At 36.0% G+C, this 26597-nt stretch carries 21 protein-coding genes and 1 riboswitch; of the genes, 6 read left to right on the top strand and 15 right to left on the bottom strand.

The genetic code is table 11. The features are described from left to right. Positions 1–157: 157 nt before the first annotated feature. From NCCP28_RS07880 to NCCP28_RS07860, 5 genes are all read right to left on the bottom strand, one after another. Positions 158–496, bottom strand: a complete 339-nt coding sequence (locus NCCP28_RS07880) for a hypothetical protein (protein WP_248560846.1) — start codon at positions 494–496, stop codon at positions 158–160. 2 nt (positions 497–498) lie between these two features. Next, the gene (locus NCCP28_RS07875) at positions 499–1044 is read right to left on the bottom strand and encodes an NAD(P)H-dependent oxidoreductase (protein ID WP_248560845.1); all 546 of its coding nucleotides are present in this window, start codon (positions 1042–1044) and stop codon (positions 499–501) included. 589 nt (positions 1045–1633) lie between these two features. Then, positions 1634–2272 (bottom strand): HlyD family secretion protein, encoded by a 639-nt coding sequence (locus NCCP28_RS07870; protein WP_248560844.1) that lies wholly within the window; start codon positions 2270–2272, stop codon positions 1634–1636. A 37-nt stretch (positions 2273–2309) separates the two neighbouring features. After that, entirely contained in the window at positions 2310–3920 is a 1611-nt protein-coding gene (locus NCCP28_RS07865; protein WP_248560843.1) for an MFS transporter, read from the bottom strand. 384 nt (positions 3921–4304) lie between these two features. After that, a complete protein-coding gene (locus NCCP28_RS07860; RefSeq protein WP_248560842.1) occupies positions 4305–4736 on the bottom strand; it encodes a MarR family winged helix-turn-helix transcriptional regulator in 432 nt (143 codons plus the stop codon). Between the two features lie 138 nt (positions 4737–4874). Between NCCP28_RS07860 and dpsA the strand changes: the two genes are divergently transcribed. After that, the gene (gene dpsA / locus NCCP28_RS07855; protein WP_248560841.1) at positions 4875–5747 is read left to right on the top strand and encodes a dipicolinate synthase subunit DpsA; all 873 of its coding nucleotides are present in this window, start codon (positions 4875–4877) and stop codon (positions 5745–5747) included. Positions 5748–5816: 69 nt separating this feature from the next. On the opposite strand, the gene NCCP28_RS07850 is transcribed toward dpsA, so the two are convergent. From NCCP28_RS07850 to NCCP28_RS07825, 7 genes are all read right to left on the bottom strand, one after another. Further along, positions 5817–7067 carry a sugar efflux transporter gene (locus NCCP28_RS07850; RefSeq protein ID WP_248560840.1) on the bottom strand — a complete coding sequence of 417 codons (1251 nt, stop codon included), beginning with the start codon at positions 7065–7067 and terminating at the stop codon, positions 5817–5819. A gap of 104 nt (positions 7068–7171) precedes the next feature. Beyond that, on the bottom strand, positions 7172–7294 hold the full coding sequence (locus NCCP28_RS23585; RefSeq protein WP_282579532.1) for a hypothetical protein: 123 nt from the start codon (positions 7292–7294) through the stop codon (positions 7172–7174). A gap of 371 nt (positions 7295–7665) precedes the next feature. Further along, entirely contained in the window at positions 7666–8637 is a 972-nt protein-coding gene (locus NCCP28_RS07845) for a methyl-accepting chemotaxis protein (RefSeq protein ID WP_248560839.1), read from the bottom strand. A gap of 218 nt (positions 8638–8855) precedes the next feature. Further along, on the bottom strand, positions 8856–9908 hold the full coding sequence (locus NCCP28_RS07840) for a Gfo/Idh/MocA family protein (protein WP_248560838.1): 1053 nt from the start codon (positions 9906–9908) through the stop codon (positions 8856–8858). Positions 9909–9958: 50 nt separating this feature from the next. Beyond that, a complete protein-coding gene (locus tag NCCP28_RS07835) occupies positions 9959–10927 on the bottom strand; it encodes a sugar phosphate isomerase/epimerase family protein (RefSeq protein ID WP_248560837.1) in 969 nt (322 codons plus the stop codon). 85 nt (positions 10928–11012) lie between these two features. Then, positions 11013–12038 carry a Gfo/Idh/MocA family protein gene (locus NCCP28_RS07830; RefSeq protein WP_248560836.1) on the bottom strand — a complete coding sequence of 342 codons (1026 nt, stop codon included), beginning with the start codon at positions 12036–12038 and terminating at the stop codon, positions 11013–11015. A gap of 52 nt (positions 12039–12090) precedes the next feature. Continuing rightward, the gene (locus NCCP28_RS07825; protein WP_248560835.1) at positions 12091–12819 is read right to left on the bottom strand and encodes a ThuA domain-containing protein; all 729 of its coding nucleotides are present in this window, start codon (positions 12817–12819) and stop codon (positions 12091–12093) included. Between the two features lie 194 nt (positions 12820–13013). Here NCCP28_RS07825 and NCCP28_RS07820 point away from each other — a divergent pair, with 194 nt between their 5' ends. The 3 genes from NCCP28_RS07820 to NCCP28_RS07810 all read left to right on the top strand — a co-directional run bounded on the left by NCCP28_RS07820 (position 13014) and on the right by NCCP28_RS07810 (position 17076). Beyond that, positions 13014–13970, top strand: coding sequence for a helix-turn-helix domain-containing protein (locus tag NCCP28_RS07820; protein ID WP_375709385.1), 957 nt, complete (start codon positions 13014–13016; stop codon positions 13968–13970). A 78-nt stretch (positions 13971–14048) separates the two neighbouring features. Continuing rightward, complete coding sequence (locus tag NCCP28_RS07815; protein WP_248560833.1) at positions 14049–16085, top strand: metallophosphoesterase family protein; 2037 nt, start codon at positions 14049–14051, stop codon at positions 16083–16085. A gap of 103 nt (positions 16086–16188) precedes the next feature. Beyond that, entirely contained in the window at positions 16189–17076 is an 888-nt protein-coding gene (locus NCCP28_RS07810) for a hypothetical protein (protein ID WP_248560832.1), read from the top strand. A gap of 95 nt (positions 17077–17171) precedes the next feature. Here the strand turns inward: NCCP28_RS07810 and NCCP28_RS07805 are convergent, their stop codons facing one another. Then, positions 17172–19232 carry a methyl-accepting chemotaxis protein gene (locus tag NCCP28_RS07805; RefSeq protein ID WP_248560831.1) on the bottom strand — a complete coding sequence of 687 codons (2061 nt, stop codon included), beginning with the start codon at positions 19230–19232 and terminating at the stop codon, positions 17172–17174. A 323-nt stretch (positions 19233–19555) separates the two neighbouring features. Next, a riboswitch (purine riboswitch) is annotated at positions 19556–19655 on the top strand. A gap of 64 nt (positions 19656–19719) precedes the next feature. On the opposite strand from NCCP28_RS07805, the gene NCCP28_RS07800 reads away from it, so the two are divergent. Beyond that, complete coding sequence (locus NCCP28_RS07800) at positions 19720–21072, top strand: NCS2 family permease (RefSeq protein ID WP_248561127.1); 1353 nt, start codon at positions 19720–19722, stop codon at positions 21070–21072. Between the two features lie 359 nt (positions 21073–21431). Continuing rightward, a complete protein-coding gene (locus NCCP28_RS07795; protein WP_248560830.1) occupies positions 21432–23414 on the top strand; it encodes a methyl-accepting chemotaxis protein in 1983 nt (660 codons plus the stop codon). A 265-nt stretch (positions 23415–23679) separates the two neighbouring features. Here NCCP28_RS07795 and NCCP28_RS07790 read toward each other — a convergent pair whose 3' ends face one another. Further along, positions 23680–24999: an aminotransferase family protein gene (locus NCCP28_RS07790; RefSeq protein WP_248560829.1), complete on the bottom strand. Its 1320-nt coding sequence runs from the start codon at positions 24997–24999 to the stop codon at positions 23680–23682. Next, positions 24992–26590: an amidohydrolase gene (locus NCCP28_RS07785; RefSeq protein WP_248560828.1), complete on the bottom strand. Its 1599-nt coding sequence runs from the start codon at positions 26588–26590 to the stop codon at positions 24992–24994. The genes NCCP28_RS07790 and NCCP28_RS07785 overlap by 8 nt, the downstream gene beginning before the upstream one ends. Positions 26591–26597 lie beyond the last annotated feature (7 nt).

Raw genomic sequence — 26597 nt, 5'->3', positions numbered from 1 at the left:
ATATTTTGAATAAACTCCTTCCTGTTATAAAACAGAAATTATTTTATCTGCACATTTTCACTCGATTTATTTGTTAAGGAAACGTTCCGCTTTTTGGAGAAAGAAAAAAAGCTTCTAATAGCCCATTAGAAACTTTAACAAATATTCAGATCGGTTATCACTGCTGTTTTTTTGCCATTTTCCGAAGAAATCCTCGATATTCTCCATCTTTCATTTTCTCAGTTTGCTTCTCTTGTTTACCTTGAAATGATTGCAATGCCTTCCGGAAAGCTTCGTCTCCCATTGCTTGTATTTGACTCTTTTTTTCCTTATCTTGTTGTTGAAGATCTAAATTAAAAAAAGTTTTATTTGCTGGCTGATGTACTGTGTCTTTGCTTTCTATCCTCAAAATCGTTTCTTGAGGTTCTTTATTTTGTGAAGCAGACTGCACATTTATGCTTGTTAATAGAACAACTATCAAGAGAACAAAAACAGCGCAGCAGATGATTATCATCATTTTCAGACCCTCTCCATTGTCTCTTGTTTGTATGCTTTTGCTGCTTTTGCTACTCTTTCTCCCAAAGCCCTGCCCAACACCAACCCTTCTTTCGTAATCAGTTCTGTTTCCTCCACAGGACATGTAATGCCAACGCCATAATAAGATCCATATAACGCATTTTCAGGTACATTGCCAGGCAAACCAACGATAATCATGCCTTGATGAAGCATTGGTGTCATTAAATTAAGCATGGTCGATTCTAATCCTCCATGCGCAGTTGCTGTTGTACAAAAAACAGCTCCCACCTTATCTATCAGCTTGCCTTCTGCCCATAAATAGCCCAGCTTATCAATCCACGTTTTTAGCCCCCCACTTATTGTCCCAAAATGACCAGGGCAGCCCCAAATGACGGCATCCATTTCTGGCAATTTTAAAATATCTGCATCATTGACATGATCTATATAAACTTCTGTATTGGAAACTCTTTTTGCACCTTCTGCAACAGCTTCGGCTAAACACTTCGTATGGTCCCCTTCGCTGTCATACACCACGTAAATCTTCCTCATATAAAACAACCTCTTTTCTCATAATCTCTATCATCCGATTCTATTCATTTCTCACCCCGTAAGTGAAACTCCCCCCAGATTATAAGAGAAGACAATACATTTATCTGGATCGAGAGAAACTTGCCTGCCAAATTCTGATATAAAGTGAAACTTCAATCAGTGAGGGTTTTCCGCATCCCCCGCTAATTGTTAGTGGAACCAATCAGGCTTTTATGAGAAAGCTTCTAGCCACCTAGATTTCCTGTCTTCTTTTACACCCTCTTACATGGGGGTCAAAAGCCCGTTAATGCGTAATAAAAAGACACAGACTTATAACCTGCAACCCACGTCTTATGGCAACGTCTATGTGACTATTATTCTATCTTGCATCAGATTACAATCAGCTGGGATAAAACTCTCTCTCTTCAGTGAAGATTCGCTTTATAAAGGAATTCTGCTTTCTAATAAGGCGATTTTCTAGCTATCACATGCCCCTTTTCCTATTTGCAAATGCTGGCTGCTCTTTATTGAACAGCAAATTTTCATTTTTCATCAAACTATCAAATGAAATAGTTGAAACCCTTAAAGCAGCTTTACTTCTGCAGCGCCATTAGTTGATGGAAATTTTCACTTCTGCATTCATGCCTAAAAGCACTTTTTTGGTTGGATTTTGAATAGAAATTTTCACTGGAATTTTTTGAGTTGTTTTTGTATAGTTTCCAGAAGCATTTTGCGATGGCAACGCTGAGAATACTGAGTTGGTCGCATAGCCAATTTCTTCAATCTTTCCATCAAATACAACATCTGAATCTCCATCGATAGAAATATCCACACTGTCGCCAACTTCAATATCACTTACATTTTTTTCTTTAATATTTGCAACAATATATAAGTCATCCATATTTGCTTCCTGTGCGAGCACTTGGCCTGCTTGAACGAGTTGGTTTGCTTTTGCTTCATTTTTAATGATTGTGCCTGCTTCTACTGTTTTCACAGCAACTTCTTTTTCTGCCCCGGCGACTTTTCCAATTGTTTGTTTATTAGAAACTGTTTGTCCTTCTTTTCCTTCCCAGCTTGTCAGCACACCAGAAGTTGGTGCTACCATTTGGAATATATCTGCTGATACAGCGGCATCATCTGTTTTTACATAGTTTCTATTTTCATAATAAAGATATCCCCCAGCAGCAATTAACCCTAAAATGACTACAAGCCCTATAATGTTGATAAAAATTAATTTCCCTTTACTCATGTTTTTCTCCTTATCTATCATTAGTTGAATGAATTGATTATAATTTTTCTTTTGGAGCAGGCAAAAGCATCCTTTTTGGTTTTTGTACAAGTGCTCTACCTTTTCCAGTTGCCATTTTTCCAACAGATGCGATCAGCATAATAATACTTAAAACAATTAATATCGTAAAAAGCTCATGATACGCCCCAAGAACAGCTGCTCTTTTTGAATTGGCAACTATTTCATAAGAAGCCATGCTTTTGGCCCTGGCAACAGTTAATCCCTCTTCCACAAAATGTTTGGTCAACTTTGCTGCCGCTTCCTTAAATTCAGGGTTCGCTGAAGAAACTGCCATTCGAATTGACTCGTAATTCATGGCATTTCTAGTAATTAGAAACCAGCCAATAAATGGAGAAATAATGGCTCCGACCATATTTCGAATAGAATGCAGTGCAACAGAACGCATGGATGCTTGATGAATATCCCCTGCCAATGCTGTCCCAAGAGCACCAGAAACAAGCACCATGCTAATGCCCCCGCCAAGGCACGCTATTTGAAAATATAAAGCATTTAAAGATACTTCTGTGTCAATCATGCGCCATTTCAAACTGACATAAATAATGGCTAGAGACCCTATCACACCTAAAAAACCCGCTCCGACTTTATCATAAAAAATTGTTTTCAAAATCGCCGTTACAACAATTCCAACAAAAAACCAAAAATAAAAATGAGATAAATAAACAAATGGAAGATCCAGATTATTCCGCAAAAATCCATTTATTCCTGCAATTGCAACAATAAGTGCAATATGAGAGGCAACTGCCATTACTGTACCGGCAATAGTTTTTGGCGCTTTTAATGTATAAAAAGGCACTAATGGCATTTCTGCTTTCATATCAACAGCAATAAACAGCATAAACAAAATAAAAACAACCAGCATAAACGGCCATACATAAAAAGAGCTGAATCCTTTTTGCGATAAATTGCATAACGGAATAGCTAAAACAAATATAATCAGGCACCATAAAAAGACGCCTGTCTTATCGATCGCCTTCTGCTCCTTCTTATCACTTTTTGGCAGTCCGATAAACCCAATAACTAAACACAATATAGAAGCGAGGATATTTAATAGAAACAGCCAACGCCACGCATCTGCCTGCAAAGAAATCGAACCGAATAAAGCGCCAAGCGCACTTGCTCCAAATAACCCAGTAATAATCATAAATAAAAACATATTTCTAATTTTATTGGGAAAAGATATTAGGCTGACTGGCAAAATTGTTAGAAATAAAAAACCGGCACTAATCCCTTGAATAATCCTTCCTATTGTAAGCATGACTAATTCTGGTGATAATGCAGCAATAATGGAACCGCATAAAAATAGAAACGTAAAAAGCAGATAATTTTTTCTTAAGCCAAATTTCCTTGTTAATACAGGACCTAACGGAACCCCAAGTGCAAAGGCCAAATTAGATAATGTGGATGGCACTAATAAAACATTTGAACTTAATTGCAGCCCGTTTTGAATAATTGTCTGATTTAAGATGTATGAAAGATTAGAAAAGTATTGCGAGCCAATTGCAAATATCGTCAATATCGAAATGATTAAATACTGCGGGACTGCAACCTTTTCTATTTCTGAGGCAGATGTATTAACCTGCTTCCCCATATATCTTCCTCCTTTCTGAGCGCCTATTGATAAAAAAGGAAAGCTGTTTTCGTAAACTTTGTTGCTTTTAAAAGATTAGATTGATTTTCATTCCAGGATGCTCTCCTGGAACGAAAATCAGCCTTTTTTAACCATGGATTTACATGGACACTATCCGAAAACAATAATGTTTTAGAAAACAGCCAAAAGCAAAAAACCCTTTTTATGAGAAAATTAATAAACTTGTTTCCCTGCCTTCCATCTATTTTTTATAACATTAGCACTATATATATTGCATATAACAAGTTGTATTATACAATATAAAGTTTTAAAAAAACAACTAGAATTTTTCTAGTATACAAATAAAAAAGTTATCTGTTTTTCTGTTAACAGATAACCTCCCTTTTAACTGCCCCAACGTTTAAAATCTTGATTCAGCCGTTGCAAATAAATTTCCAGCTTCTCTAAATCTTGTTTCTCCCAATCTTGAAGCATTTCTTCATATCCCTTATAACGGGCCTTTTGAACTTTCTGCAAAATAGCTTTTCCTTCTTCGGTAATTTGCACAAGACTGATTCTCCCATTATTTGTATCCGGAAATCTTGTGATATATGCCTTTGTTTCCAAGTTGCTGATTTGTCTGCTTGCTGTTGAAATATTAAGCATTAAATGATGTGCGATTTCATTAATGCCAACTGGGCCATTTTTATGCAATTCACTTAATATCAAATATTCCGAACGATCGAGACTTCCTAGTTTAGGATGATTTGCTGTTATTAATCGCACAAGCATGGCAATTTCATATTCAATTGATTGAAGCGAGCTTTCTTTCACCATTCTCTCCCTTTCCATTAATCTGACCTTAATTCCACACGAATTTATTTCTGTATTATAACATAAGGATAAAAAAAAGAGGAAAGCAGGAGAAGTCCTCTGCTAAAATACAGACAGAGCACAAAATCAAGGGGGGATTATGTGAAAAAGAATCTTTTAATTATGGGCGGTGATAAACGCCAAGCTGATGTAATTAAGCAATTATCAGCTCTTGATATCATCCTTTATTTAGCTGGTTTAGAAGAATTGGCATTCAATCATAAAAACATCCAGCATGTTAACTTAAACGAAATTGATTTTTCGTTAATCGACAGCATTCTTCTGCCTATACCTGGTGTACATGATGAGGGGAAAATTGAAAGCACTTTTTCCTCAGAGACCCTTATTTTAACTAAAGAAATGATTGCTAAAACAAAAAAAGAATGTGTCATTTATTCTGGTGTTATCACGCCGTACTTGCAGGAGATTCAACATGCAGCAAACAGAAAAATGATTGCTATCTTCGCTCGAGACGATGTTGCTATCTTAAACTCTATTCCAACCGCAGAAGGAGCGCTAATGCTTGCGATTGAAAATACACCTTTTACAATTCATCAATCTAATGTAATGGTATTAGGTTTTGGAAGAGTCGGCAAAACAGTTGCCAGGCTATTTCATTCGGTCGGAGCCCATGTAAGTGTGTGCGTCCGAAAAAAAGAAGCTTATGCAAGAGTGATGGAAATGGGAATGACGCCCGTATGGATGAATTCCCTTCCAGAAGCAGCCGAAAATCAGACTATTTTTATTAATACCATTCCTTTTTCCATTTTAACTGCTAGCATTCTCGACCATGTAAACAAAGATGCACTAATTATCGATCTTGCATCCAAGCCAGGAGGCACCGATTTCGCTTATGCAAAAAAATTAGGCATAAAAACATTATGGTCTTTAGGGCTTCCTGCTAAAGTAGCACCGAAAACAGCAGGTGAAATTATTGGAAATGCATTGGCGAAATTATTAGTAGAACATCATTAAAAGGAAAAAAAGAATGATTCAGCAAAGTAATTTATTTCGCTGAATCATTCTTTTTCAAGCTAACATTTTCTAGATTTTTTCCTCTCGCACCTCTCTTGCTTCCAACCTCTCCCCTTTTTGTTTTCCAAATAGCATCAAACAAAAAAGTGCAACAGCAGCAAATAAAATATAAATAATAATCACATTGCCATAATTCATTGCCTCAGCCAAAAAACCGAATAATAAAAAGCCCACTGTATTGCCAATTTGTGTGGAATTCATATAAAGAGTTGTAGCCGTCCCTTGAGCATGCGGGATAAAATCTTGGAAATAAGAAATCGCAATGCCCGAAGTAATGGATACTTGTGCAGCACTTAATATTTGCAAAGGATAAATCTGCCACGGCTCTGTTACAAAAAAGAATAACGAAAAATAAACAAGAGCAATGGCAAATCCAATGCGAATCAATAAACCATTATCCAATTTTATGGCAAGAGCGCCGACCGCTATCATCATAGGCACTTCAAAAATGGGGGGGACACTAAAAATCAACCCAACATCAAACTCTGTTCCTCCGAGTACTTTTGTTACAAATTGAGGAGCATTTAACGTATGAATAGAAGTTGCTGCTGCAAGCAATAATGCTGCTGCTAAATTGCCAAATATATGAGGCTTTTTCACATATTCTGTAATTCCAACGCGATTTTGTTTATTCTCATAAACAGCCTTTGGAACATCCTTTAAGAAAAATAAAATGACAAACAGCCCTATTGCATAACCTGCTGCTACAAATAAAAATAATCCCTTAAATCCAATGATCACAACAAACCATGCAGCAAGTGCCGGTCCGACCGTCCAAGAAAGGGCAAAAAACATCCGAAATACATTCATAATAAACGGCGTTTCTTCTTTTGGCACATTAGCATTCTGCAAGGCTTCTCTAGCATATGCCCAAAGCTGAGGCACAGTTGCTGCAGCACTTCCCAATAATAAAAAAGCAATCACCGCCAATAGATAATAATCTCTTATATACGCAAAAAGACAGTAGCCAATCATTCCCATTAAACTCGCATAAATAAGGATTTTTTTCCGGCTAATATTGCTATCTGATTTTTTTGCAATAATGGTGCTGATTACCACACCACCCAATGCCATAATAGTCATAAAAATTCCAAAGCCAATATTGCTCATTCCAACTTCATCAATGCCAAACAAAGAAGAAAATGGTGCAAAAAAAGAGGTGGAAAGACCAAATATAAAATTGCACAAAAACAGCACTGGAAAAGAGGGGATTTTCCAAACTAAAAGCAACTTCCCTTTCATGCCGATTATTTTAGACATTTTTTGAGTCTCCTTTTTCCTTCTATTCACGAAAAACAATCGTTCGTTAACAGAATGATGCGAACATAACTTTCCCAGCTATGTTCGCACCTTTATTGTATTTTTTATTTTTTTAAAATATCATCAATCAGCGCTAATTCTTCTTCTGTAAAATCAAAATCATTAAGAGTTGCTGCATCGTCTTCCATTTGGCTGAATCTACTTGCAGCATCCATCTCTCCATTCAAATTATCTCCTATTTAGTTAAAACAGCATATTTCCTATAGAATTCATATTAACTTCATGTTTCCCTCTCCATATTAATAATGAACTGGAGATATATTATCTTTTATAAACGCTTTCATTCAATCGCCGTGTAACAATGTCTCCAATCACAATAGTTGTACAAATTCCAGCCTGCATTGCATAAAATATGGCCCCATATCATTCGGTGAAAAATAAAAAGTATAATTCTAAGCAGTTGCACTAAGCTGTCAAAACTCATTTGCCTGACTTTACATATATAGACAATTCCTTGCACAGCCCTTCTTCACTGCTTAGAGGTTATAGACGATTATTTTTTCTTAATAAGCATCAGCAAAAAAATAACAGATGACTCTTACACTAGCGATGTTTTTTCAGTTTCCAGAGAGAAGTTCCTCACTTTTTCTACACCTTTTAGCAGCTTGTCTCCAACTACATCCGCATCTTCAATATGTTCTATAATTACTTTATTAATTTTATCAAACAGACTGGTGCTATTGCTGAATTTTTGAATAACTTCATCATTTAAGTTCCTTTGTTCTTCTATTCCCTTTAATAAAAATATTACCTCTTTTTCTACATCCTGTATATTTGTTAAAAGATAATTTATTTGTTCAGCTGTTAAAGAGCTTAACTGTATCCCCTCTTTTATTAGGTCAATATTATGTTGATTGTTATTAAAAGCTGCTGTAATTTCTGTTTGTATTTGTGTGATAAGAGTAGATATGCTGCTGGTGCTTTGATTTGTAGTTTCAGCAAGTTTTCTTACTTCTTCTGCAACAACGGCAAATCCTTTTCCGTGCTCGCCAGCTCTTGCTGCTTCAATTGAAGCATTTAAGGCAAGCAAGTTGGTCTGTTCCGAAATTTGCTTAATCACTCCAACGATATTCTCTATTTCCTTTGATCTTTCACTAAGTTGAGTCATGCCAGAAGAAGTACTTTGAGATTGTACGCCTAAGTCATTTATTAAATTTAATATTTTATCAACTGCCTGTTTTCCATCTTTTGAAATTACCACCATATTATGAGAAGATGAAATTAATGTTTTCCCTTTTATTAAGATATCCTTTGAAACATTATTTGCATTTTTCGTAGTTTGTTCTACTTCATTGAATTGACCTAATAAAACCCCAACCATTTGTGCTAATAAATCATGCTGACTGTTTATATCATTGTGCTGTTCGATTACCGTCAATAATTCTATATGCAATTCATTTAAAAAATGCTGTAATTTATCTTCTCTCCCTTTTAGATTTTCATTTAATTCTGCTATTTGCTTTTTTAAAAGATTTATATCTTCTTTATATAATTTAGTTCTATTAAACATACATCCTTCACCCCAAGTGTTTTAGATAAATAAATATATGTCAATAGTACCAATCATCAAAGAAAAAAACTATTAGCATTATACGGTTTTCATTGTCTAAATTGTGAAAACTGAAATAAATCATCAGCACTATGAAAAACTATACAAATGAAAAAACCCCTTTATATATTGCCAAATCTTTTGGTCTGCTACAAAGGGGTTCATTCATACTCGCTTTTTTAATAAACTTCTTTTGCTTCTTTATTTTGAAAGACAACTCTTTCCTTTTTCTTTCCGGATTCATACACAGCACAAATCATTTGTTGTGTTTTTAACGCTTCTTCTCCGGTCACATCTGGAGCTCCAGTTTGCAAAGTATCATAAAAATTATTGATTTGCTTCACATGGCTGACACCCCAATACCCCTTCACACCATTTTCATAATGAAAAGTTTCTTGTGGATTATTATCTGCAATAAACTCTCTGCCATCAGTCAATCTCACACTAGCACGATCAGCTACCATTTTCGCTATCCCATTTTCACAATGTAGTTCGATTTCAACAGGAGCATCATACGTATAATAATTGATGGCATGAAATGCTGTTACTACTCCATTTTGATAAGCAATAACTCCCTCTGCTGCATCTTCTACTTCAATGATTTCATGAGCGCGATTGCTGATTGTCGCATCTACATACTTAATATCGCTGTCTACAAACCAGCGCATTAAATCCATTGTATGAATGGCTTGGTCAATAATGACACCGCCGCCTTCTTTTTCCCAGGTTCCTTTCCAATCGCTCTTTTGATAATACTCATCAGAGCGGTCCCATGTTACAGAAAGCTTTCCTGATTTAATGGCACCAAGGTCGCCGCTCTCCAACATTTTTTTAATTAGTCGAGAGCCTGGATTATAGCGGTTTTGAAAAATAACGCCAAGTGTTACATTGTTTTCCTTCGCCGTTTCTACCATTTCAACTGCATCCGCATAATGAATAGACATTGGTTTTTCTGTTAAAATATGAATCTTTCTTTTTGCTGCTGCAATGGCAACAGGTGCATGCAAATGATGAGGCAAACAAATCTGAATAACATCCAATTGCTCGCTTTCAAACATTTCTAGATAATCTGTATAATAAGCACATTGATAAATAGCCGCCTTTTGTTCTGCTCGTTCTTTTTTTACATCACAAACTGCTACGAGCTCGCAATCTTCTCTTGAAACAATCGATTGAGCATGCATTGGAAAAATATTTCCGCAGCCAATTATCGCTACTTTATATTTAGTCATTGGTGATTCCTCCAACCCTATTCATTATTTATTCATTTATGCTTTTTTCTTTATACCCACCACATTTGGGATGGAGATTCTTCAATCAAAACAGATTTTAAATTAGTGACAGCTCTTGTTAATCCTTCTCGAATAGACATAATCGGATCTTCATGTTCAATGCTTACTACATAATCATAACCATATGTGCGCAGTGCACTCATCATGTCAGACCATTCTTTTAAATCATGGCCGCAGCCGACAGAGCGGAATGTCCATGCTCTAGTTTGCACCTCACCATATGGCTGCATATCTGTCAGCCCATACATATTGGCATTTTCTTGATCTATAAATGTATCTTTTGCATGGAAATGATGGATTGCCTTTTCCTTTGCCAAAATTTTAATGGCTCCAACAGGATCAATCCCTTGCCACCATAAATGACTTGGATCTAGATTTGCGCCAATTGCATCACATGTTTCTTCACGAAGCTTTAATAATGTATATGGTGTATGCACTAAAAATCCGCCGTGAAGCTCTAAACCGATTTTCACATTATTTTCTTTTGCAAAATGGCCGACTTCTTTCCAATAAGGAATCAGCTTTTGCTCCCATTGCCATTTTTTTATATCACTATATTCATTTGGCCATGGCGTAACAGGCCAGTTAGGGAATTTGGCTCCTTCATGATCGCCAGCAGTTCCTGAAAAACAATTCACAACAGGCACATTCATTAAGGATGCCAGCTTAATCGTTTTCACTAGCGTTTCATGGGACTCTTTTGCAAAAGTTTCCTCTGGAGAGATTGGATTGCCATGGCAGCTGAATGCACTAATCATCAAATCTCGATCTTCGATTTTTTGCAGATATTCTTTGCGAAGCTCTTCGCTTTCAAGCAGAGCATCCAGATCACAATGGCTGTTTCCTGGATAACCTCCTGTACCGATTTCCACTGCTTGAATGCCTGCAGCTTTTACTGCATCAAGCATTTCTTCAAAAGATTTATCTGCAAATAGGACTGTAAATACACCTAATTTCATTAATAACGCTTCCTTTCTTTTGCTGTCGCATTTTTAGAAGAGCCTATTCTTTTGTAGCGAATAAGCTCTTTATATAAAAACTTCTTTAGATTTTAGCAATTGTTTTTGTTTCTGTTGATTTAAGCGCTGCTAAGATAACGCCAAGAGACCGCTTGCCTTCTTCTCCTGTAATTAAAGGCTCTTTATCATTTAATACACAATCTACAAAGTTTTCGACTACATAAGAATTATTTTGGCCTCCATTATCATTTGACTGGATTTTTCCTAATTCATAATTGACCACTTCCCCTGTTGCATACTGTACAACAAGAGAATACGTAGGATGATCTTCTAAACGCAATACTGCTTTTTCTCCATAAATAATGGTTGAGTTATCTTCTTTTCCTACATATGCCCAAGAAGCTGCAAGCGTCCCAATAATGCCGCTTTCTGTTTTTAATACACAAACTGCATTATCATCTACATCAGCAAAATCTTTTGCACTTGTTTCAACAAATGCTCCTACTTCCACAAATTCTTCTCCTAAAATGTAGCGAAGCAAATCCGTTTTATGTACACCAAGATCGCCCATTGCGCCAATAAATGCTTGCTCCTTCTTAAAGAACCAGCCTTCTTTTCCTTCTACGCTCCAGCCTTCAGGTCCGCCATGGCCAAATGCAGAACGGAAACTGTAGATTTTGCCGATATCTCCATTTTCAATTAATTGACGTGCTTTTTGATGCGACTTTACAAAACGTTGATTATGGGCAATCATCAGCTTTTTGCCGCTTTTTTCTGCCGCTGCAATCATTGCTTCTGCTTCTTCATGTGATGTCGCCATTGGTTTTTCACATAAAACATGAACCCCTGCTTCTAATGCTGCAATTGAGATCGGGGCATGAAGGTAATTGGGAGTACAAACGCTTACTGCATCTATCTCTCCATTTTGCAATAATTCTTTATAATCTGTATAAGCTTTCGCTTCATATTTTTCTGCTATTTTATTAGCGCGTTCTTCATTAATATCGCAAACTGCCACAATCTCTACATTTTTATGAAAATGATATTCCGGCAAATGACGATGCTGTGCAATGCTTCCACAACCAATAACTGCAATTTTTAATTTTTCCATACTCATTTTCCTCCTTATTTACAAAACAAATTTTCTCTTTTTTTAATAAAACTTAATTATTCACTGTTTTTGCTTCTATTTTTTCTAAAGGCTTTGCATTTCCATAAACAGGTCGTTTTCGTTCAACTGGCATTGCCCATTTCACTGCATTTGCAATTACTTTTTGAATGGATTCATTATGATAAGTCGGGTAAGTTTCATGCCCTGGACGGAAATAGAAGATCTTCCCATTCCCTCTTGCATATGTGCAGCCGCTGCGGAAGACTTCTCCACCTTCAAACCAGCTTGTGAAAATTAATTCATCTGGTGCAGGAATATCAAAATGTTCCCCGTACATTTCTTCCTTTTCCAATTCAATGTACTCTCCAATCCCTTCTACAATAGGATGGTTTGGAGCAACAACCCATAGGCGTTCTTTCTCATCTGCTTCTCTCCATTTAAGATCACAGCTTGTGCCCATTAATGTTTTGAAAATTTTTGAAAAATGTGCAGAATGGAGGACTATCAATCCCATGCCATCTAATACACGCTGTTTTACTTTTTCTACAATTTTGTCATCAACCTCATTGTGGGCAAGATGTCCCCACCATACTAGCACCTTTGTATTGTTTAACACTTCATCTGTTAAGCCATGCTCTGTTTCATCCAATGTTGCTGTTTGCGTTTTATATCCTGCTTTATTTAAAAAGCCAGCAATAGCGCCGTGTATGCCTTCAGGGTAAATATCAGCAACAACTGGATTCTTTTTTTCATGTCGGTTTTCATTCCAAATAGTGATCATTAATGATCCACTCCTCTTTGTTTTCTATAGCCTCATTATAAATAATGTAAGCGCATAATAATATGCTTTATTCTGCCTTCTTTTTATTCAATTGTGTCATTATTTTTTCTTTTTAAAAATATTCCTTATAAAAAGCAGCTCGAGGTATACATAAAAAAATGGTACACTTTAATGAAAAGGGGGAATCACTTATGATCAAAGAGAGAAGCAAAAATTCAGTTGACAAACCCGTGATTGAAGAGGTTATTTACCAAAATCCTTTATTATTTTTAAAAATTTGGGAAATCAATGAAAAAGAGAAAGCCTACTCCACTTTAGAGCAGCATCCGTGGCACTATCATAAAGAAGTAGAATTTCTTGCCATTATAGAAGGCAATTTGGCGATACAAAATAAATATAATACAACAATTTTAGGACCTGGCGATGTCTATATTATGGGGACGTCCCAACCCCATCGCTCCTGCAAACCTGCATTCGGCGTTTTAAAATATATCGTTTTCCAAGTAGATTTGACCAAACATTTTGACCAAAGCATCTTGCCTTATTTATATTGCTTTTCAGAACTGACACATCCGCTTGAGCAGCTAAATTATATATTTGAAATGAATCCTTTAATCAAACAAGAAGCCCATTGTTTAATTATCGACAGTTTTAAAGAAGCTCAAGAGCAGCAAAAAGGATATGAAATTGCCATCAATTATCACATAAAAAAATTGATGCTTTTATTGGTGCGCCATGATACGAAAAATTTATTGAATTATACAGAGGAAAATGATTTGACCCGCCTTAAGCCAGTGCTTGACTATATTGATCATCACTTGCAGCATAAAATTTCTGTAGAAGAAGCAGCCAATCTGCTAAATTTAAGCTATCATTATTTTATTAAATATTTCAAAAAGATAATGGGACTTTCTTTTGTCGATTATATTAACTTTAAAAGGATTAAAAAAGCAGAATTGCTGCTGTTGACAAGTGATTTGAGCATTACGGAAATCAGCTATGAAATCGGCATAAGCAATATAGCTCAATTTTATAAACTGTTTAAACGCTTAAATAACTGCTCTCCCAAGGAATTTAAGCAAAAAATGCAAAGTGAAACAGAAATTTCTTTGCCTAAAGAAAATAATTCAAAATCTCTTTATCTATTTTAAAAAAACAGCAGTCCAAAAATCATATTATCCACTTTTGGTGAATAGGCTAAAAGATATTAAAAATGGATGGTGGTAATCATGAATCTGCCAACAATTTTATCTGGGCCTATTCTGCGGAGAGTGGAAAAAAAGGCAATCTATATTTGGATTGCTCTAAGCAAAAAACGCCAATTAGGGGCAAAGGTTTATTCTATTCAGGCAAAGCACACGACAAAAGAACATACTTATGAACTAATCAGCGACCAATCAGAAACCCAAACATTTCGTTTGGGAAAAAATTTATATATTTATTTAATCAAAATCCTTCCACACACAGAAACCTTTCCTTCGCAAACTTTATTAGGGTACAATATTGAATTTAAAAAAGGCAATACTGTCTGTGATTTAGGAGATTTTCAATTACTATCCTCTAACAGTCCAACCTCAATCTGTTATGGAAACCTACAATATCCTTCCTTTTTTATTCCAGACTCTAATAAACAAAACTTACTGTATGGTTCATGCCGCAAACTGCATGGAATCGGAAGGGACGCCTTAGGTTTAGGAGATGACAAACTGCAGGAATATCACCTTAATTTTAAAAAAAGGCCCGGCGCTCTTTTTATGACAGGTGACCAAATTTATGCAGATGATGTTCCAGCGCCTATTGCTCCCTTTTTTACTAAACTGGGAAATCAATTGATTGGCCGCAAAGAGCAGCTGACATCACTATGTGAAGAACTTAAAAATGCGCCATTTCAAATCGCCATAAACCAAATAAACGGAAGAAAAGATATAATAAAAAAATATTGTCAGTTTACTTCCAGAAAAGGTGATAACCATCTCCTAACACTTGGTGAATATGCAGCCATGTATACGATGAGCTGGAGTCCTGAAATATTGGAATTGGCAATAAATGAACAGCATCTAAAAACATTCGAAGACCATTTATCCAATGAGGAGATTTATATAGAAACAGAAACATATCAACAAAAAGAGTATGAAAAAAAAATTAGCAGGTTAAAAAGAACATACAGCCAGCAATGGAAAGAAGTAGCAGCATTTTATCAGTCTATACCGAAAGTGCGCCGTTTATTAGCAAATATTCCTACCTATATGATATTTGATGATCATGATATAACAGATGATTGGAACATTACAGAAGAATGGCAGCAAAAAGTAGGTAGTTCGCCCCTCGGAAACCATGTTATTGCAAATGCTTTAACCGCCTATTGGGCATTTCAAGGATGGGGAAACGACCCTTCCGCTTTTCCTCCCTCTTTTCTAAATAAAATATGGAATTATGTAAAACGGCTAAAAGTAAATACACCAGATTATAAGGAATGGATCCACCTATTATTAAACTTTAATTCTTGGAATTACATCGCACCAACAGCTCCCCAAAGCCTTGTATTAGACACAAGAACTCAAAGAGCTTACCCAGCAGACAGAACTTTTGTTGTCGGGAATTTGCTGAAACAGCAAACGAATGGGCCAAATTTGATTCGCAGAAAAGAATGGGATAATATATCAGAGCTATTGTCTGCTAGTGGCTGGCAGTCCAATACTCCTTTACTAATTGTTTCAGCAACCCCTCTATACGGAGTTCATTTAATTGAATCCTTTTTAAAAAACTACATTATGCCTATCACAAATATAGTTCCCTCTCTGCAAGAAAAGCTTGATTTAGAATGGTGGAAATTTAATGGAAGAGGAGTTTCCTTTTTTCATCAACAAATTGCAAAGTGGAATCCAAGTGAATGTATTATCCTATCAGGAGATGCACATATGGCCTTTTCCATTCAAACAGAGGTATTTTTACTAAAAGAAAAAAAAAGAACTATTCACCAATTTACAAGCAGTCCAATAAAAAATCAGTCTTTTAATGGTTTGGCAGAAATTGCTTTAAAAGGCTTTCTGCAGATTAGAAATTATCGCACAAAAAAACATTTGTTCTCTCGCTATTGTGGGGAGGATTATATGGTTCATACAAAAGAAACGCCTGCTGCCTGCTTATGGAAAGAAACCATCTCCCACCAAGTTTTGCAAAATGGTTCTATTATTGATACAAAAAATAATTTAGGATGGCTTTCTTTTGATGAGCACGGTTTTCGGAATACCTTTTTGCGGAAATAAAGAGAAATTAAGCATTTCTTAAGCTGCTTTCATTATGATTGCACAGGGATTGTTTTGCCCTTTTATGCGATGCAGTCTCTCTCATAATGAAAGGAGTTTTTTTATGTCAGTATCTATCAACAGCAATTATACCAATCTTTATGGCAGCTGGAATACAGCAAACATGACAAACACATCCACTAGCAATAACCAACAAACAGCCAGCAGCAGTCAACCAGCCTTTGGAGACTACTTGCAGCTTGCCACAAACAATCAAGGAAACAGTATCGGCAATTATGACAGCATCTCAACAGACAACACATCATTAACGACTAAGCAGAAAACAGCTTATTTAGAAACAATGCTAAAACGAATTCAGTCAACAGATACAAGTGATAGTTCTAATCTTCCTGAAGGCTTGCAGACAGCGTTAAGCACTGTAAATAATCTTCTTGGCAATTTCAATGCAAGCAGCAGTTCTGAAGAGGAAATTTCCAATTTATTTACATCTGTAACAGAAACACTAGAAAAATCTAAACCATCTAAAGCGGAAATGCAGGCAAACGGAATGACGACGTCTCCACCGCCGCCAATAAACAGCAATGCAGAACAATCAGAGAATACTGCAGCAGAAACAAACAGAGCACTTTCTGTCGACCAGATGAAAGAATTCATTTCTAATCTTATCAGCACACTGAATTCGGATAGTGATTCTACTGAAAGCATCAGTGATTCTTTAAGCACTAATTTAATAGACCAGCTTTCCGAATATGATGAAACTACTGCAACAGATGCTGAAGTGCAAGCACTATTTGAAAATTTAATGAAGCTGCTAGAAGAATCACAGCAAAACACGCAAACCGCTACTAGTTCTGAAAGCAACTCAACAGCAGCATTCCCAAACAGCATTCAAATGACAGGCGCATCTTTGCCACCATTTAATTGGAAACCAAATAATTCAGCTATAAACATGATTCAAAACAGTGCGTACTCCTCAGGTGTGCAGCTATAACTTTAAACACGATATTTTTTCAGTCACTATTTTATTAAAATACTAGAAATAAGCAAGGAATGCTCATTAATCATTCCTTGCTTATTTCTTTGTGCTTATACTTTAAACTTGCCAATCAACATCATTAAATCTTCTGCCATTTTTGTTAGAGAAGCTGCTGATGCAAAGATTTCCTGCATAGATGCCAGCTGCTCTTCTGTTGCCGCCGATACATTTTGAGTGCCAAAATCTGTTTGTTCCGATACTTCCTTGACAAGATTCATCACTACTGCCATTTGTTCCATTCCTTGCGTTAATTGCTCAACAGATATGGAAACTTCTGTGATTTGCCCACTTACTTCATCAATAGATCCTTTAATATCTTCAAATGTAACACCTGTCTGATTCACTAGCTTAATGCCGCTTTCCACATCATCTGTAGCATTTTGCATCGAGCTAACAGCATTGCCTGTCTCTGATTGGATTTTTCGAATCAAATTTGTAATTTGATTCGCAGACTGAGAAGATTGTTCCGCTAATTTGCGCACTTCATCTGCTACAACAGCAAACCCTTTTCCTTGTTCACCTGCTCTTGCTGCTTCAATTGCGGCATTTAATGCAAGCAAATTAGTTTGATCTGCTATATCATTAATCACTTTTGAAATGGCTCCAATTTCATTTGAATGCTTTCCTAGCTCCTCAATTAATTTGGATGTTTCTAAAAAAGTTTCATTGATTGTATTCATCTGATTAACAACTGTTTGCATTGCCTCATTGCCCATTTTTGCCTTAATGGAAGTTTCATTAGCTTTTTCAGCAACAATATTGGAGTTGGAAAAAATTTGTTTTACATATTGCTGCATTCCTTGAACAGTACGATTTGTTTCCTCTACTTCCTTTACTTGTTTATCTGTTCCCACTGCCATTTCTTGTATAGTATTAGAAATATGTTCAGATGCATTATTCATAGAATCAGCACTTGCTGCCAATTCTTCAGCAGATGAAGCAACCTGCTGAGAATCAATGGACACTTGATTAATAACATCCCTTAAATTCGCCGCCATCGTGTTAAAGGATACAGCAATGGCACTGATTTCATCTTTTTTATGAGAATTGACTTTAATATCTTCTACAAGCAAATCTCCATTGGCAATTTTTTGTGCTTCCTGATTAATTGCTTCTAATGGTTTAAATCTGCTGCGGATAAAGATGATTAATAAAACAATCCCAACAACTGCAAGTGCAATAGATATTATAAATGTAGTTAGGTTAGAATTCATTAAATCCTTTTGTATATTGTCCAATGCATTATTAGCTAAAGCCGCATTTTCAAAATATGGTTTTGTATTGATTTGCGCCATTAATACATAACGAACTTCCCCATCAAAAACAATTGGATAATAAATCTCTGCACTATTTTCTGTCATTTGCATGCTCTGCTTCGATGATTTTACTACCTGATCCACCTTTGAATCTTCAACCGTTTCACCCTTATTCCATCTGGAATTTTGTCCGCTTTGCAAATTTTCTGTAAGAACTAAATGACTGCTGTCTATTAGATATAATGTCTCTATTCCATTGCCCTCTTGAATAAAATGGGAAAGAGAATCTTCAAAAATAGTGGCATTTAAGCCCACCTCTACTATTCCTTTGCCATTAAGTTTAGGAATAGATAAAAATTTATAGATATCCCCTGTTTCCTGTTTTAAACGAAGAGGTCCCTGAATGATTTCAGTTTCACCTGTTAACAGACCTTTAGTTGTTTGATCAAATTTAGTTAGATTAAACCCTAAAGAAGCAGAATCTGTTGCACGAGTAAATATACCTTTACTGTCTGTCAGCAATAAATCGGTCATTCCTGTCTGTTCTGCAATTTTCTTCAAATCATTATTTGATAAATTTTGTTTAGAATCCATTTGCTGTAAGGCATATGCCGCATTGAGCATATTCTTATCAATTTGCTGTTCTAATATAATAAGATGATTAGAAATTTCTGATGCCTGTTCTGTTAAAGTACTTTTCACATTTTTTTCTGAATTACTATCAAGCTTGTTCCTTACACTTTCTGTCTGCTCCTTCAGTCTAGCCGTCTGCCCCCATTGCATGGTGCTCGTCAGACCAATAAGAAGTGCAATAACTGCGCTTGTTAACATAATCATTCTGGTTTTTAATGTCATACCATTCCCTGCTTTCTATAAAAACTCCATCTTTTGATAGGATTTATAAAAGAGTTCCCCTTTTTACTACCATCGGATTTTTCACTAAAAAGTTTATTTCCTCACTGATTTCCTGCCGATTAAACAATAAAAGAAGTTCTCTAAAAAACAAAAGTACTATTTTTATATAACTCTATCACTAGCTTTTAAATACATTATCAGAGTAATTAGTCAAAGTAAATAGCCATTGTGAACAATTCTAAAAATTCAAATTATTGTTAGAATATCTGACAACTTTGTTGCAACAACTTTTTTTATCTTTTATGATTTCATTTGTAAATAGCAACGTAAAAAAATATTTTTTTCGTATAACCTTAATAATTGGTTTAAGGGTCTCTACAAAGAAACCGTAAATTTCTTGCTACGAAAAAAAGTATGCCTTTTTGCATATTTTTTCGTAGCTATTTTTATGCCCAAAAATAAAAAAGGAGTGGTTTTTTTGGAAGAGATGCAAGTAAAGCAGAAAAAATTGAACACTTTGGAGCCGACAATTTTGGAGAAACTATTTAAACTTTCTGAAAGGAATACAAGTGCTAAAACAGAAATATTAGCTGGAATAACAACCTTTATGACGGTAAGCTATATTATTTTTGTGAATCCTCTTATTTTAAGCGAAGCAGGCATTCCGAAAGAAGCCGCACTCGCTGCCACCATCTATAGCACTGTCTTTTGTACCTTGCTTATGGCTTTATGGGCAAACTTTCCTGTTGTTGTTGGACCAGGCATGGGATTAAATGCATTTTTCACGTATACAGTGGTCATTGGACAAGGACTAAGCTGGCAAACCGGGTTAGGGGCAGTATTTATTTCAGGGGTGTGTTTTTTTATCCTTTCTGTTACAGGCATTCGAGAGAAATTGGTGGACGGCGTTCCTAATGCCCTTAAATCAGCCATGGGTGTTGGAATTGGACTTTTTATCGCCTTTATTGGATTTAAAAATGCAGGCATTATTGTCGCTAGTGAATCTAATTTTGTTGGATTAGGCAATATTACTTCAGGTGGACCATTGCTTGCAGTAATTGGACTTGCAATTGCAGCGGCTTTAATGGCTTTACGGGTTAGAGGGGCTTTAATCATCAGCATCTTTGCTATTGCTGTTATTTCAATGGCTACAGGATTTTCCGCTGTTCCCACTTCCATACATGATGTAGCATCCCTTTCTATTCCTAGCATTGCCGATACTTTTATGCAAATGGATTTAAAGGGCGCGATTGCATATGGGATATTCTCCGTCATTTTTTCTTTTACGATTGTTGAGCTATTCGATAGCCTTGCAACATTAATCAGCCTTTCAAAAAAAGCAAATTTAGTTGATAAAAATGGGAAAATTCCTAACTTAAATCGAGCTCTAACTGCAGATGCAATTGGCACAATGGTAAGTGCCATGTTTGGAAGCACTGCATTAAATACATATGTAGAAAATGCCACAGGAATTGCAGAAGGAGGGCGCACTGGCTTAAAAGCATTGGTAGTTGCAGTTCTTTTTGCACTCGGCCTTTTCTTTGCGCCATTAGTTAATATCATCCCTGCTGTTGCTACAGCACCTATTTTAATATTAATCGGTTCTTTAATGTTAAGCGAAATTAAAAATATCGATTTTGATGATTTCACCAATGTAGTCCCTGCCTTTTTAACGATCATTATGATGCCACTAACTTACAGCATTGCAGAAGGAATGGCATTTGGCTTTATTTCTTATACGCTTTTAAAACTTGTAACAGGCAAATATAAAGAAGTGCATTGGATTATGTATTTTGTCAGCATTGCATTTATTATCAACTTTATTATGTTAAACCACTAAAAAAAGGATATCCCTATCTTCTCCAATAAAAGGGATATCCTTTTTTATCCTCTATTTTTAAACTCCCAACTCCTTTATCCATTTGCTTTGTTTAAAGCTGCTGGCTGATTTTTGTAATCTGTTGACTGAAAGAGACAGTATGAGACTCTTGCGAGGGAAACTCAGCGCTCGCCCGGGGAACGCAAACAGCTAAGTTTAACAGAGGCTATCTATTAAAAATATTTATTTTTTTTATAAATCCACTTCACTTTTGTCTAAAAATGTCGAAAATAAAATAATAACGGAGAACAATTTAAATAACTCCTGAATACTAATCAAAAATCTCCATTATCACCAATTAAAAGAAGGGAAACAACCAAATGACATTTTTCAAAAAGAATACAGCTGTACGCTTAAGCACAAAATTATATATTGCATTTGCCTTGATTCTTATTCTGCCAACCATTACTGCTGGATTCCTATCCTTTAATAGTGCAAAAGAACAATTAGAAAACAAACTATTAACAAGTGCAGAGGAAAATATAAAACTCTTAAATTCTAATATTAACAATACTATCTCCCCTAAGGTTCATGATGCTAATTTTTTCTCTGAAAAAATTACAGAAGAACTCTACGGTACTGGAAATGGTTCTGCAGGTGCACAAGCTAAATTCCAGCAGTATATTGAACTTCATCCAGAGGTGCAGAGCATTTATGTAGGAACAAAAGACGGCAAAATGATCACATACCCAGAACTCGACCTTCCTAAAGATTATGATCCAAGAGAACGTCCATGGTATGAAGATGCTCAATCAAACAAAGGCAAAGCTATCATCACAAATCCTTATGTAGATGCCAGCACTGGCGAAATGGTCGTCACCATTACCAAAGAAACAGCAGATGGGTCTGGAGTCATTGGAATTGATATCAATATTAATGCTTTAAAAGCTACTGCTGAAGAAGTTTCTATCGGGAAAAAAGGCTTTGCCATCTTGCTCGATAAAGATCAAAATTTCATTGTGAGCCCTACTGCAAAAGCTGGCGATAAAGCACAGGATAGCTTCTACAGTAAGATGTTTGAAGAAAAAACAGGCAATTTTCAATATACATTAAAAGGCGAAAACAAGATAATGTACTTTTCAACAAATAATGTCACAGGCTGGAAAGTTGCAGGAACTATGGTTCTTTCCGAAGTAAATGATGCTGCCCAGCCAATCTTAAATACTACTTTACTTGTAATCATAACAGCTATTATTATTGGTTCTGGCCTTATTATTCTTATCGTGCGTTCTATTACCAAAAGATTAAAAGACTTGCAGCAAAAAGCGAAAACAATAAGTGAAGGAGATTTGACCGAGGTAATTGATCTTACAAAAAAAGATGAAATCGGCAATCTGTCGCAGTCTTTCCATGATATGCAAACATCCTTGAGAAATCTGCTTGGAACAGTCGACCATCATGCTGTTCAAGTGGGATCAGCGGCAGAGGAGCTAAACGCAAGCGCTGAACAAACAAGCGAAGCAACACAACAAGTCGCAACCGCTATTCAGCATGTGGCCGCAAGTGCCGAACAACAAACATATAGCATGGATACAAATAATACTTTAATTGAAAAATTAGTAAATGGGGCAAAGATTATTGCCAAAAGTTCCATTGAAGTTTCTGAACTAACAAAAGCAACAACCAACAAAGCAGCAGAAGGAGAAAAATCCGTTAAACAGACCGTTAATCAAATGAATTTGATTCATAAATCTGTAACCGAGTCTAATGCTATTATTGGTTCACTTTCTGATCGCTCTAAAGAGATCTATTCCATCTTAAATGTCATTACAGGAATTTCGGAGCAGACAAATTTATTGGCTCTTAATGCAGCAATTGAAGCAGCAAGAGCTGGGGAAGCAGGGAAAGGCTTTGCCATTGTTGCAGATGAAGTAAGAAAATTAGCAGAGCAATCACAAGTATCTGCAAAGCAAATTGCTGAATTAATTAATGCTATTCAACACGACACAAAAAGCACTGTTAAAAACATGGCAACTGTTGCAGAAAATGTCCAGCATGGCTTGACCGTTTCCGAAGAAACCATTCAAAAATTCACAGAAATTTTTGCTGGAATGCAAGAGATATCACCTAAAATAGAAAGTGTTTCTTCAACCATTCAAGAAATGACAGGAAGCATCCAAGAAGTAGAAACAACTGCCAATAATATTTCTGACCTTGCTAAAAACAATGCAGCATCCTCAGAAGAAGTTGCTGCATCTACAGAAGAACAGTTGGCATCGATGGAAGAAATTTCATCTTCTGCAAATATGCTCACCAATATGGCAGAAGAGCTAAGCGATATTATGAAAAAGTTTAAATATTAATATTTTCTAAAAAAAATAAAGGGAAACTTTAATCATTAGAGATTTTCCACTTCCACACTGATCCTTTAATTTGAGATCTATGAATCTAATACAAAGACATTGCCACAGGCATGGCAATGTCTTTATACTTTTATATCAGACTTCAACAGGCAAGTTTCCCCTCCTAGATTTCTCGTTTACTTTTATAATATCGAGACGGGATGCCAGTTAATTCCTTATAACGAAAAAAGTTGCTGAGGAATTATCGTTTTGCCTTTATTCCTGTTTACTCTTTCTCTATTACATTTTCTATTGCATTTGTTAAAATGCTGATGATTTTCGCTATTTCCTCTTTTGTAATAATAAGCGGTGGAGCCAGCACAATCGTATCGCTGTCATTATACGTAATACTGCGGCATATCAAACCAAGATTTGCACATTCTGCAACAATTTTTGGCGCTGCTTTTTCTGAAAACCTTGTTTTGGTTTGGGCTTTTTCGTATAGTTCAAATCCGGCAAGCAAACCAATCACCCGAATATCACCGATGCACGAAAACTGATTTTCCATTTTCTCCAATCCCTTTAATAACTCCATTCCCATCACAGAACTATTTGCTACAAGATGCTCCCTCTCAATGATATCCAGATTTTTCAAAGCGATACTGCAGCCAACTGGATGACCACTGTATGTAAAACCATGAAAAAGAGTGCCTTGTGACTTTTCTTTCAGCAAATCATGTATCTTTTCTGACATAATTACTCCACCAAGGGGGAAATAGCCTGATGTAACTCCTTTTGCAAACACAATCAAATCTGGCTCTACATCCCAATGCTCCACTGCAAACATTTTCCCTGTCCGTCCAAAGCCGGTAATCACTTCATCTGCAATAAAAAGAATTCCATATTCATCACAAACTTTACGCACTTCTTTTAAATAGTCGCTATCTGGAATAAACATTCCACCTGCTCCAATCACCGGTTCTGCAATAAAAGCAGCAATGGTTTTCGATCCTTCCTTTTCTATTTCTCTTTTTAATGCATCAACTGAATCCGAATCAATATGGTAAAAATCTGGAGCCAGTGAATTGGTCATTTGATGGAATTCTGCTATTCCAGTCGCACTAGTAGCACCTGCAGCCACACCATGATAGGCTTTTTGGCGGGAAATAATTTTTTTCCGCTCTGGTTCTCCTTTTAATAGCCAATAATGGCGAACTAGCTTAAAGGCACTTTCATTTGCTTCAGAACCTCCAGAAGTAAAAAAGACCGTATTAAGATTACCAGGCGCAAGTCTCGCAATCTTTTCCGCAAGAAGGATGGCAGATTCATGGCTAAAAGTAGAAAAAGCAGAACTAAAACTTAGCTTTTTCATTTGTTTCTTCGCTGCTTTTGCAAGCTCTTTTCTTCCATAACCAACTGCAACATTCCAAAGAGATGACATTCCTTCAATATATTCTTTCCCGTTTATATCCTTTAAATAAATGCCTTTTCCTTCTTCAAAAATAATTGCTGGTCCATTTTCCTGCTGCTGCTTAACAGAAGAAGTTGGATGGAGAAAATGTTTTTTGTCCAGATTCCCCAAGTTTATTTCTTTTTCTTCATTCATTTCCCTGCCCCCTTTTATACATTATTTCTCCTCCAATAACGGTCATCAAAACTTTTGTATCCTTTATTTTATTTTCCTCAAAGTGCATAAAACCTTTAGGCACAATCGTCATATCCCCAAGTTTTCCAACTTCTAATGTTCCTTTGTTTGCTTCATCAAAAGATGCTCTGGCTGCATTTATTGTATACATTTTAAGTGCTTGGTCTAGGGTGATTTTATTTTCTGGTGCAAGGACTTTTCCTCGTTTTGTTTTCCGGGACATCGCAGCATAAATAGCAAAAAATGGGGAGCCTGGGGTAATAGGTGCATCAGAACTGCCTGCTGGAGATAGGTGATGATCCATCATTTTTTTGGCTGCAAAAACCTGTGAAGAAAGTGTGGAATCCAAATTTTCTTGATAAACATCACCTGCTTGATACACCAAGGCTGGCTGCAGTATAGGAATAATTTCTAAAGCTTTCATCTTCTTTAATAATGCTTTATTTGTTATCATACTGTGCTCGATGCGATGGCGATGATTGCTTCTGGGATATGTTTGTAAAGCTTTGTCATATGCCTGGATTACTTGTTCAACTGCTCTGTCTCCAATGGCATGGATGGCAATCTGGTATCCTAATTTATGTGCAGCCATTACTTTTTCTGTTAATTCTGCTTCTGTGTACAGCAACATTCCACTCTGAACAGTTTCATTGTAGTCAATTGAAATGGCGGCTGTTTTTCCGCTGATTGTACCATCAGCAAATAATTTCATTGCACCTATTCTGAAATAACCATTTTTTTCCTTCTGTTTTTTTATAGCTTTTTGGAAAAATTTTTCTAGAACCATTCCATAAATCCGAATAGACAGCTCCTTGTTTTCAGCCATTTCTTTTAATACCATATATTCTTGTTCAAAAGAACCAGAGAAAAATCCAAGACCAGCATCATGTACACTTGTTATGCCCTTGGAAAGATTTTCATTGATTGCAAGTTTTATTGCTTCTTTCATTTGTTCCTTCGTATAAGCTGGAATTACTTGTTTTGCCAGCTGCATTGCTTCTTCTTTTAATACTCCAATAGCTTCCCCATCGTCATTTCGGACGATTTCGCCATTTTTTACTGTTGTTTCTTTTGTCAGTTTCATTAACTGAAGAACCGTCTTATTTACAACGGCTGTATGTTCACAATATCTTGAAATATAGATAGGGTTTTTTATATCTTTAAAATCTGTTGTTTCAGGATGTCTTTTTTCCTGAAAATTTGCTTCATCATAACCCCAGCCAATAATCCATTCATCTGGCTCCAATTCTTTGGATTTCATATGGATTTCTTCTACCATTTCCTTAATAGAAGGGTGGCTGCAATGAATATACAGCAGATTAAATCCACTATGAAAAAGATGCTGATGGGCGTCTATTAATCCAGGCAGCACTGTTTTCTCCTCTAAATCAACAAATTTTGTGTTTGAATCGCTCCACTTTTTCAGCTCTGCAAACTTTCCTATAGCGATAATTCTTTCCTTCTTAATCGCAATTGCTTCATATATAGTATTTTTTTTATCCATCGAGATAATTTCCCCGTTATAATAGATCCATTCTGCCCCTTCAGACATAATTCAC

The sequence above is a fragment of the Niallia sp. NCCP-28 genome (assembly GCF_023168165.1).
In the GTDB taxonomy this organism is placed as follows: Bacteria; Bacillota; Bacilli; order Bacillales; family Cytobacillaceae; genus Niallia.
This window is presented reverse-complemented; position numbering and strand designations above follow the sequence as displayed.

Bases quoted from the DNA above. Each gene is read 5' to 3' on its own strand.
- NCCP28_RS07785 (WP_248560828.1), bottom strand. From the start codon at position 26,590: ATGTCTGAAGGGGCAGAATGGATCTATTATAACGGGGAAATTATCTCG.
- NCCP28_RS07805 (WP_248560831.1), bottom strand. From the start codon at position 19,232: ATGACATTAAAAACCAGAATGATTATGTTAACAAGCGCAGTTATTGCA.
- NCCP28_RS07865 (WP_248560843.1), bottom strand. From the start codon at position 3,920: ATGGGGAAGCAGGTTAATACATCTGCCTCAGAAATAGAAAAGGTTGCA.
- NCCP28_RS07840 (WP_248560838.1), bottom strand. From the start codon at position 9,908: ATGACTAAATATAAAGTAGCGATAATTGGCTGCGGAAATATTTTTCCA.
- NCCP28_RS07870 (WP_248560844.1), bottom strand. From the start codon at position 2,272: ATGAGTAAAGGGAAATTAATTTTTATCAACATTATAGGGCTTGTAGTC.
- NCCP28_RS07810 (WP_248560832.1), top strand. From the start codon at position 16,189: ATGTCAGTATCTATCAACAGCAATTATACCAATCTTTATGGCAGCTGG.
- NCCP28_RS07790 (WP_248560829.1), bottom strand. From the start codon at position 24,999: ATGAATGAAGAAAAAGAAATAAACTTGGGGAATCTGGACAAAAAACAT.
- NCCP28_RS07875 (WP_248560845.1), bottom strand. From the start codon at position 1,044: ATGAGGAAGATTTACGTGGTGTATGACAGCGAAGGGGACCATACGAAG.
- NCCP28_RS07860 (WP_248560842.1), bottom strand. From the start codon at position 4,736: ATGGTGAAAGAAAGCTCGCTTCAATCAATTGAATATGAAATTGCCATG.
- NCCP28_RS07850 (WP_248560840.1), bottom strand. From the start codon at position 7,067: ATGTCTAAAATAATCGGCATGAAAGGGAAGTTGCTTTTAGTTTGGAAA.
- NCCP28_RS07815 (WP_248560833.1), top strand. From the start codon at position 14,049: ATGAATCTGCCAACAATTTTATCTGGGCCTATTCTGCGGAGAGTGGAA.
- NCCP28_RS07825 (WP_248560835.1), bottom strand. From the start codon at position 12,819: ATGATCACTATTTGGAATGAAAACCGACATGAAAAAAAGAATCCAGTT.
- NCCP28_RS07830 (WP_248560836.1), bottom strand. From the start codon at position 12,038: ATGGAAAAATTAAAAATTGCAGTTATTGGTTGTGGAAGCATTGCACAG.
- NCCP28_RS07880 (WP_248560846.1), bottom strand. From the start codon at position 496: ATGATGATAATCATCTGCTGCGCTGTTTTTGTTCTCTTGATAGTTGTT.
- NCCP28_RS07795 (WP_248560830.1), top strand. From the start codon at position 21,432: ATGACATTTTTCAAAAAGAATACAGCTGTACGCTTAAGCACAAAATTA.
- NCCP28_RS07835 (WP_248560837.1), bottom strand. From the start codon at position 10,927: ATGAAATTAGGTGTATTTACAGTCCTATTTGCAGATAAATCTTTTGAA.
- NCCP28_RS07845 (WP_248560839.1), bottom strand. From the start codon at position 8,637: ATGTTTAATAGAACTAAATTATATAAAGAAGATATAAATCTTTTAAAA.
- NCCP28_RS07800 (WP_248561127.1), top strand. From the start codon at position 19,720: ATGCAAGTAAAGCAGAAAAAATTGAACACTTTGGAGCCGACAATTTTG.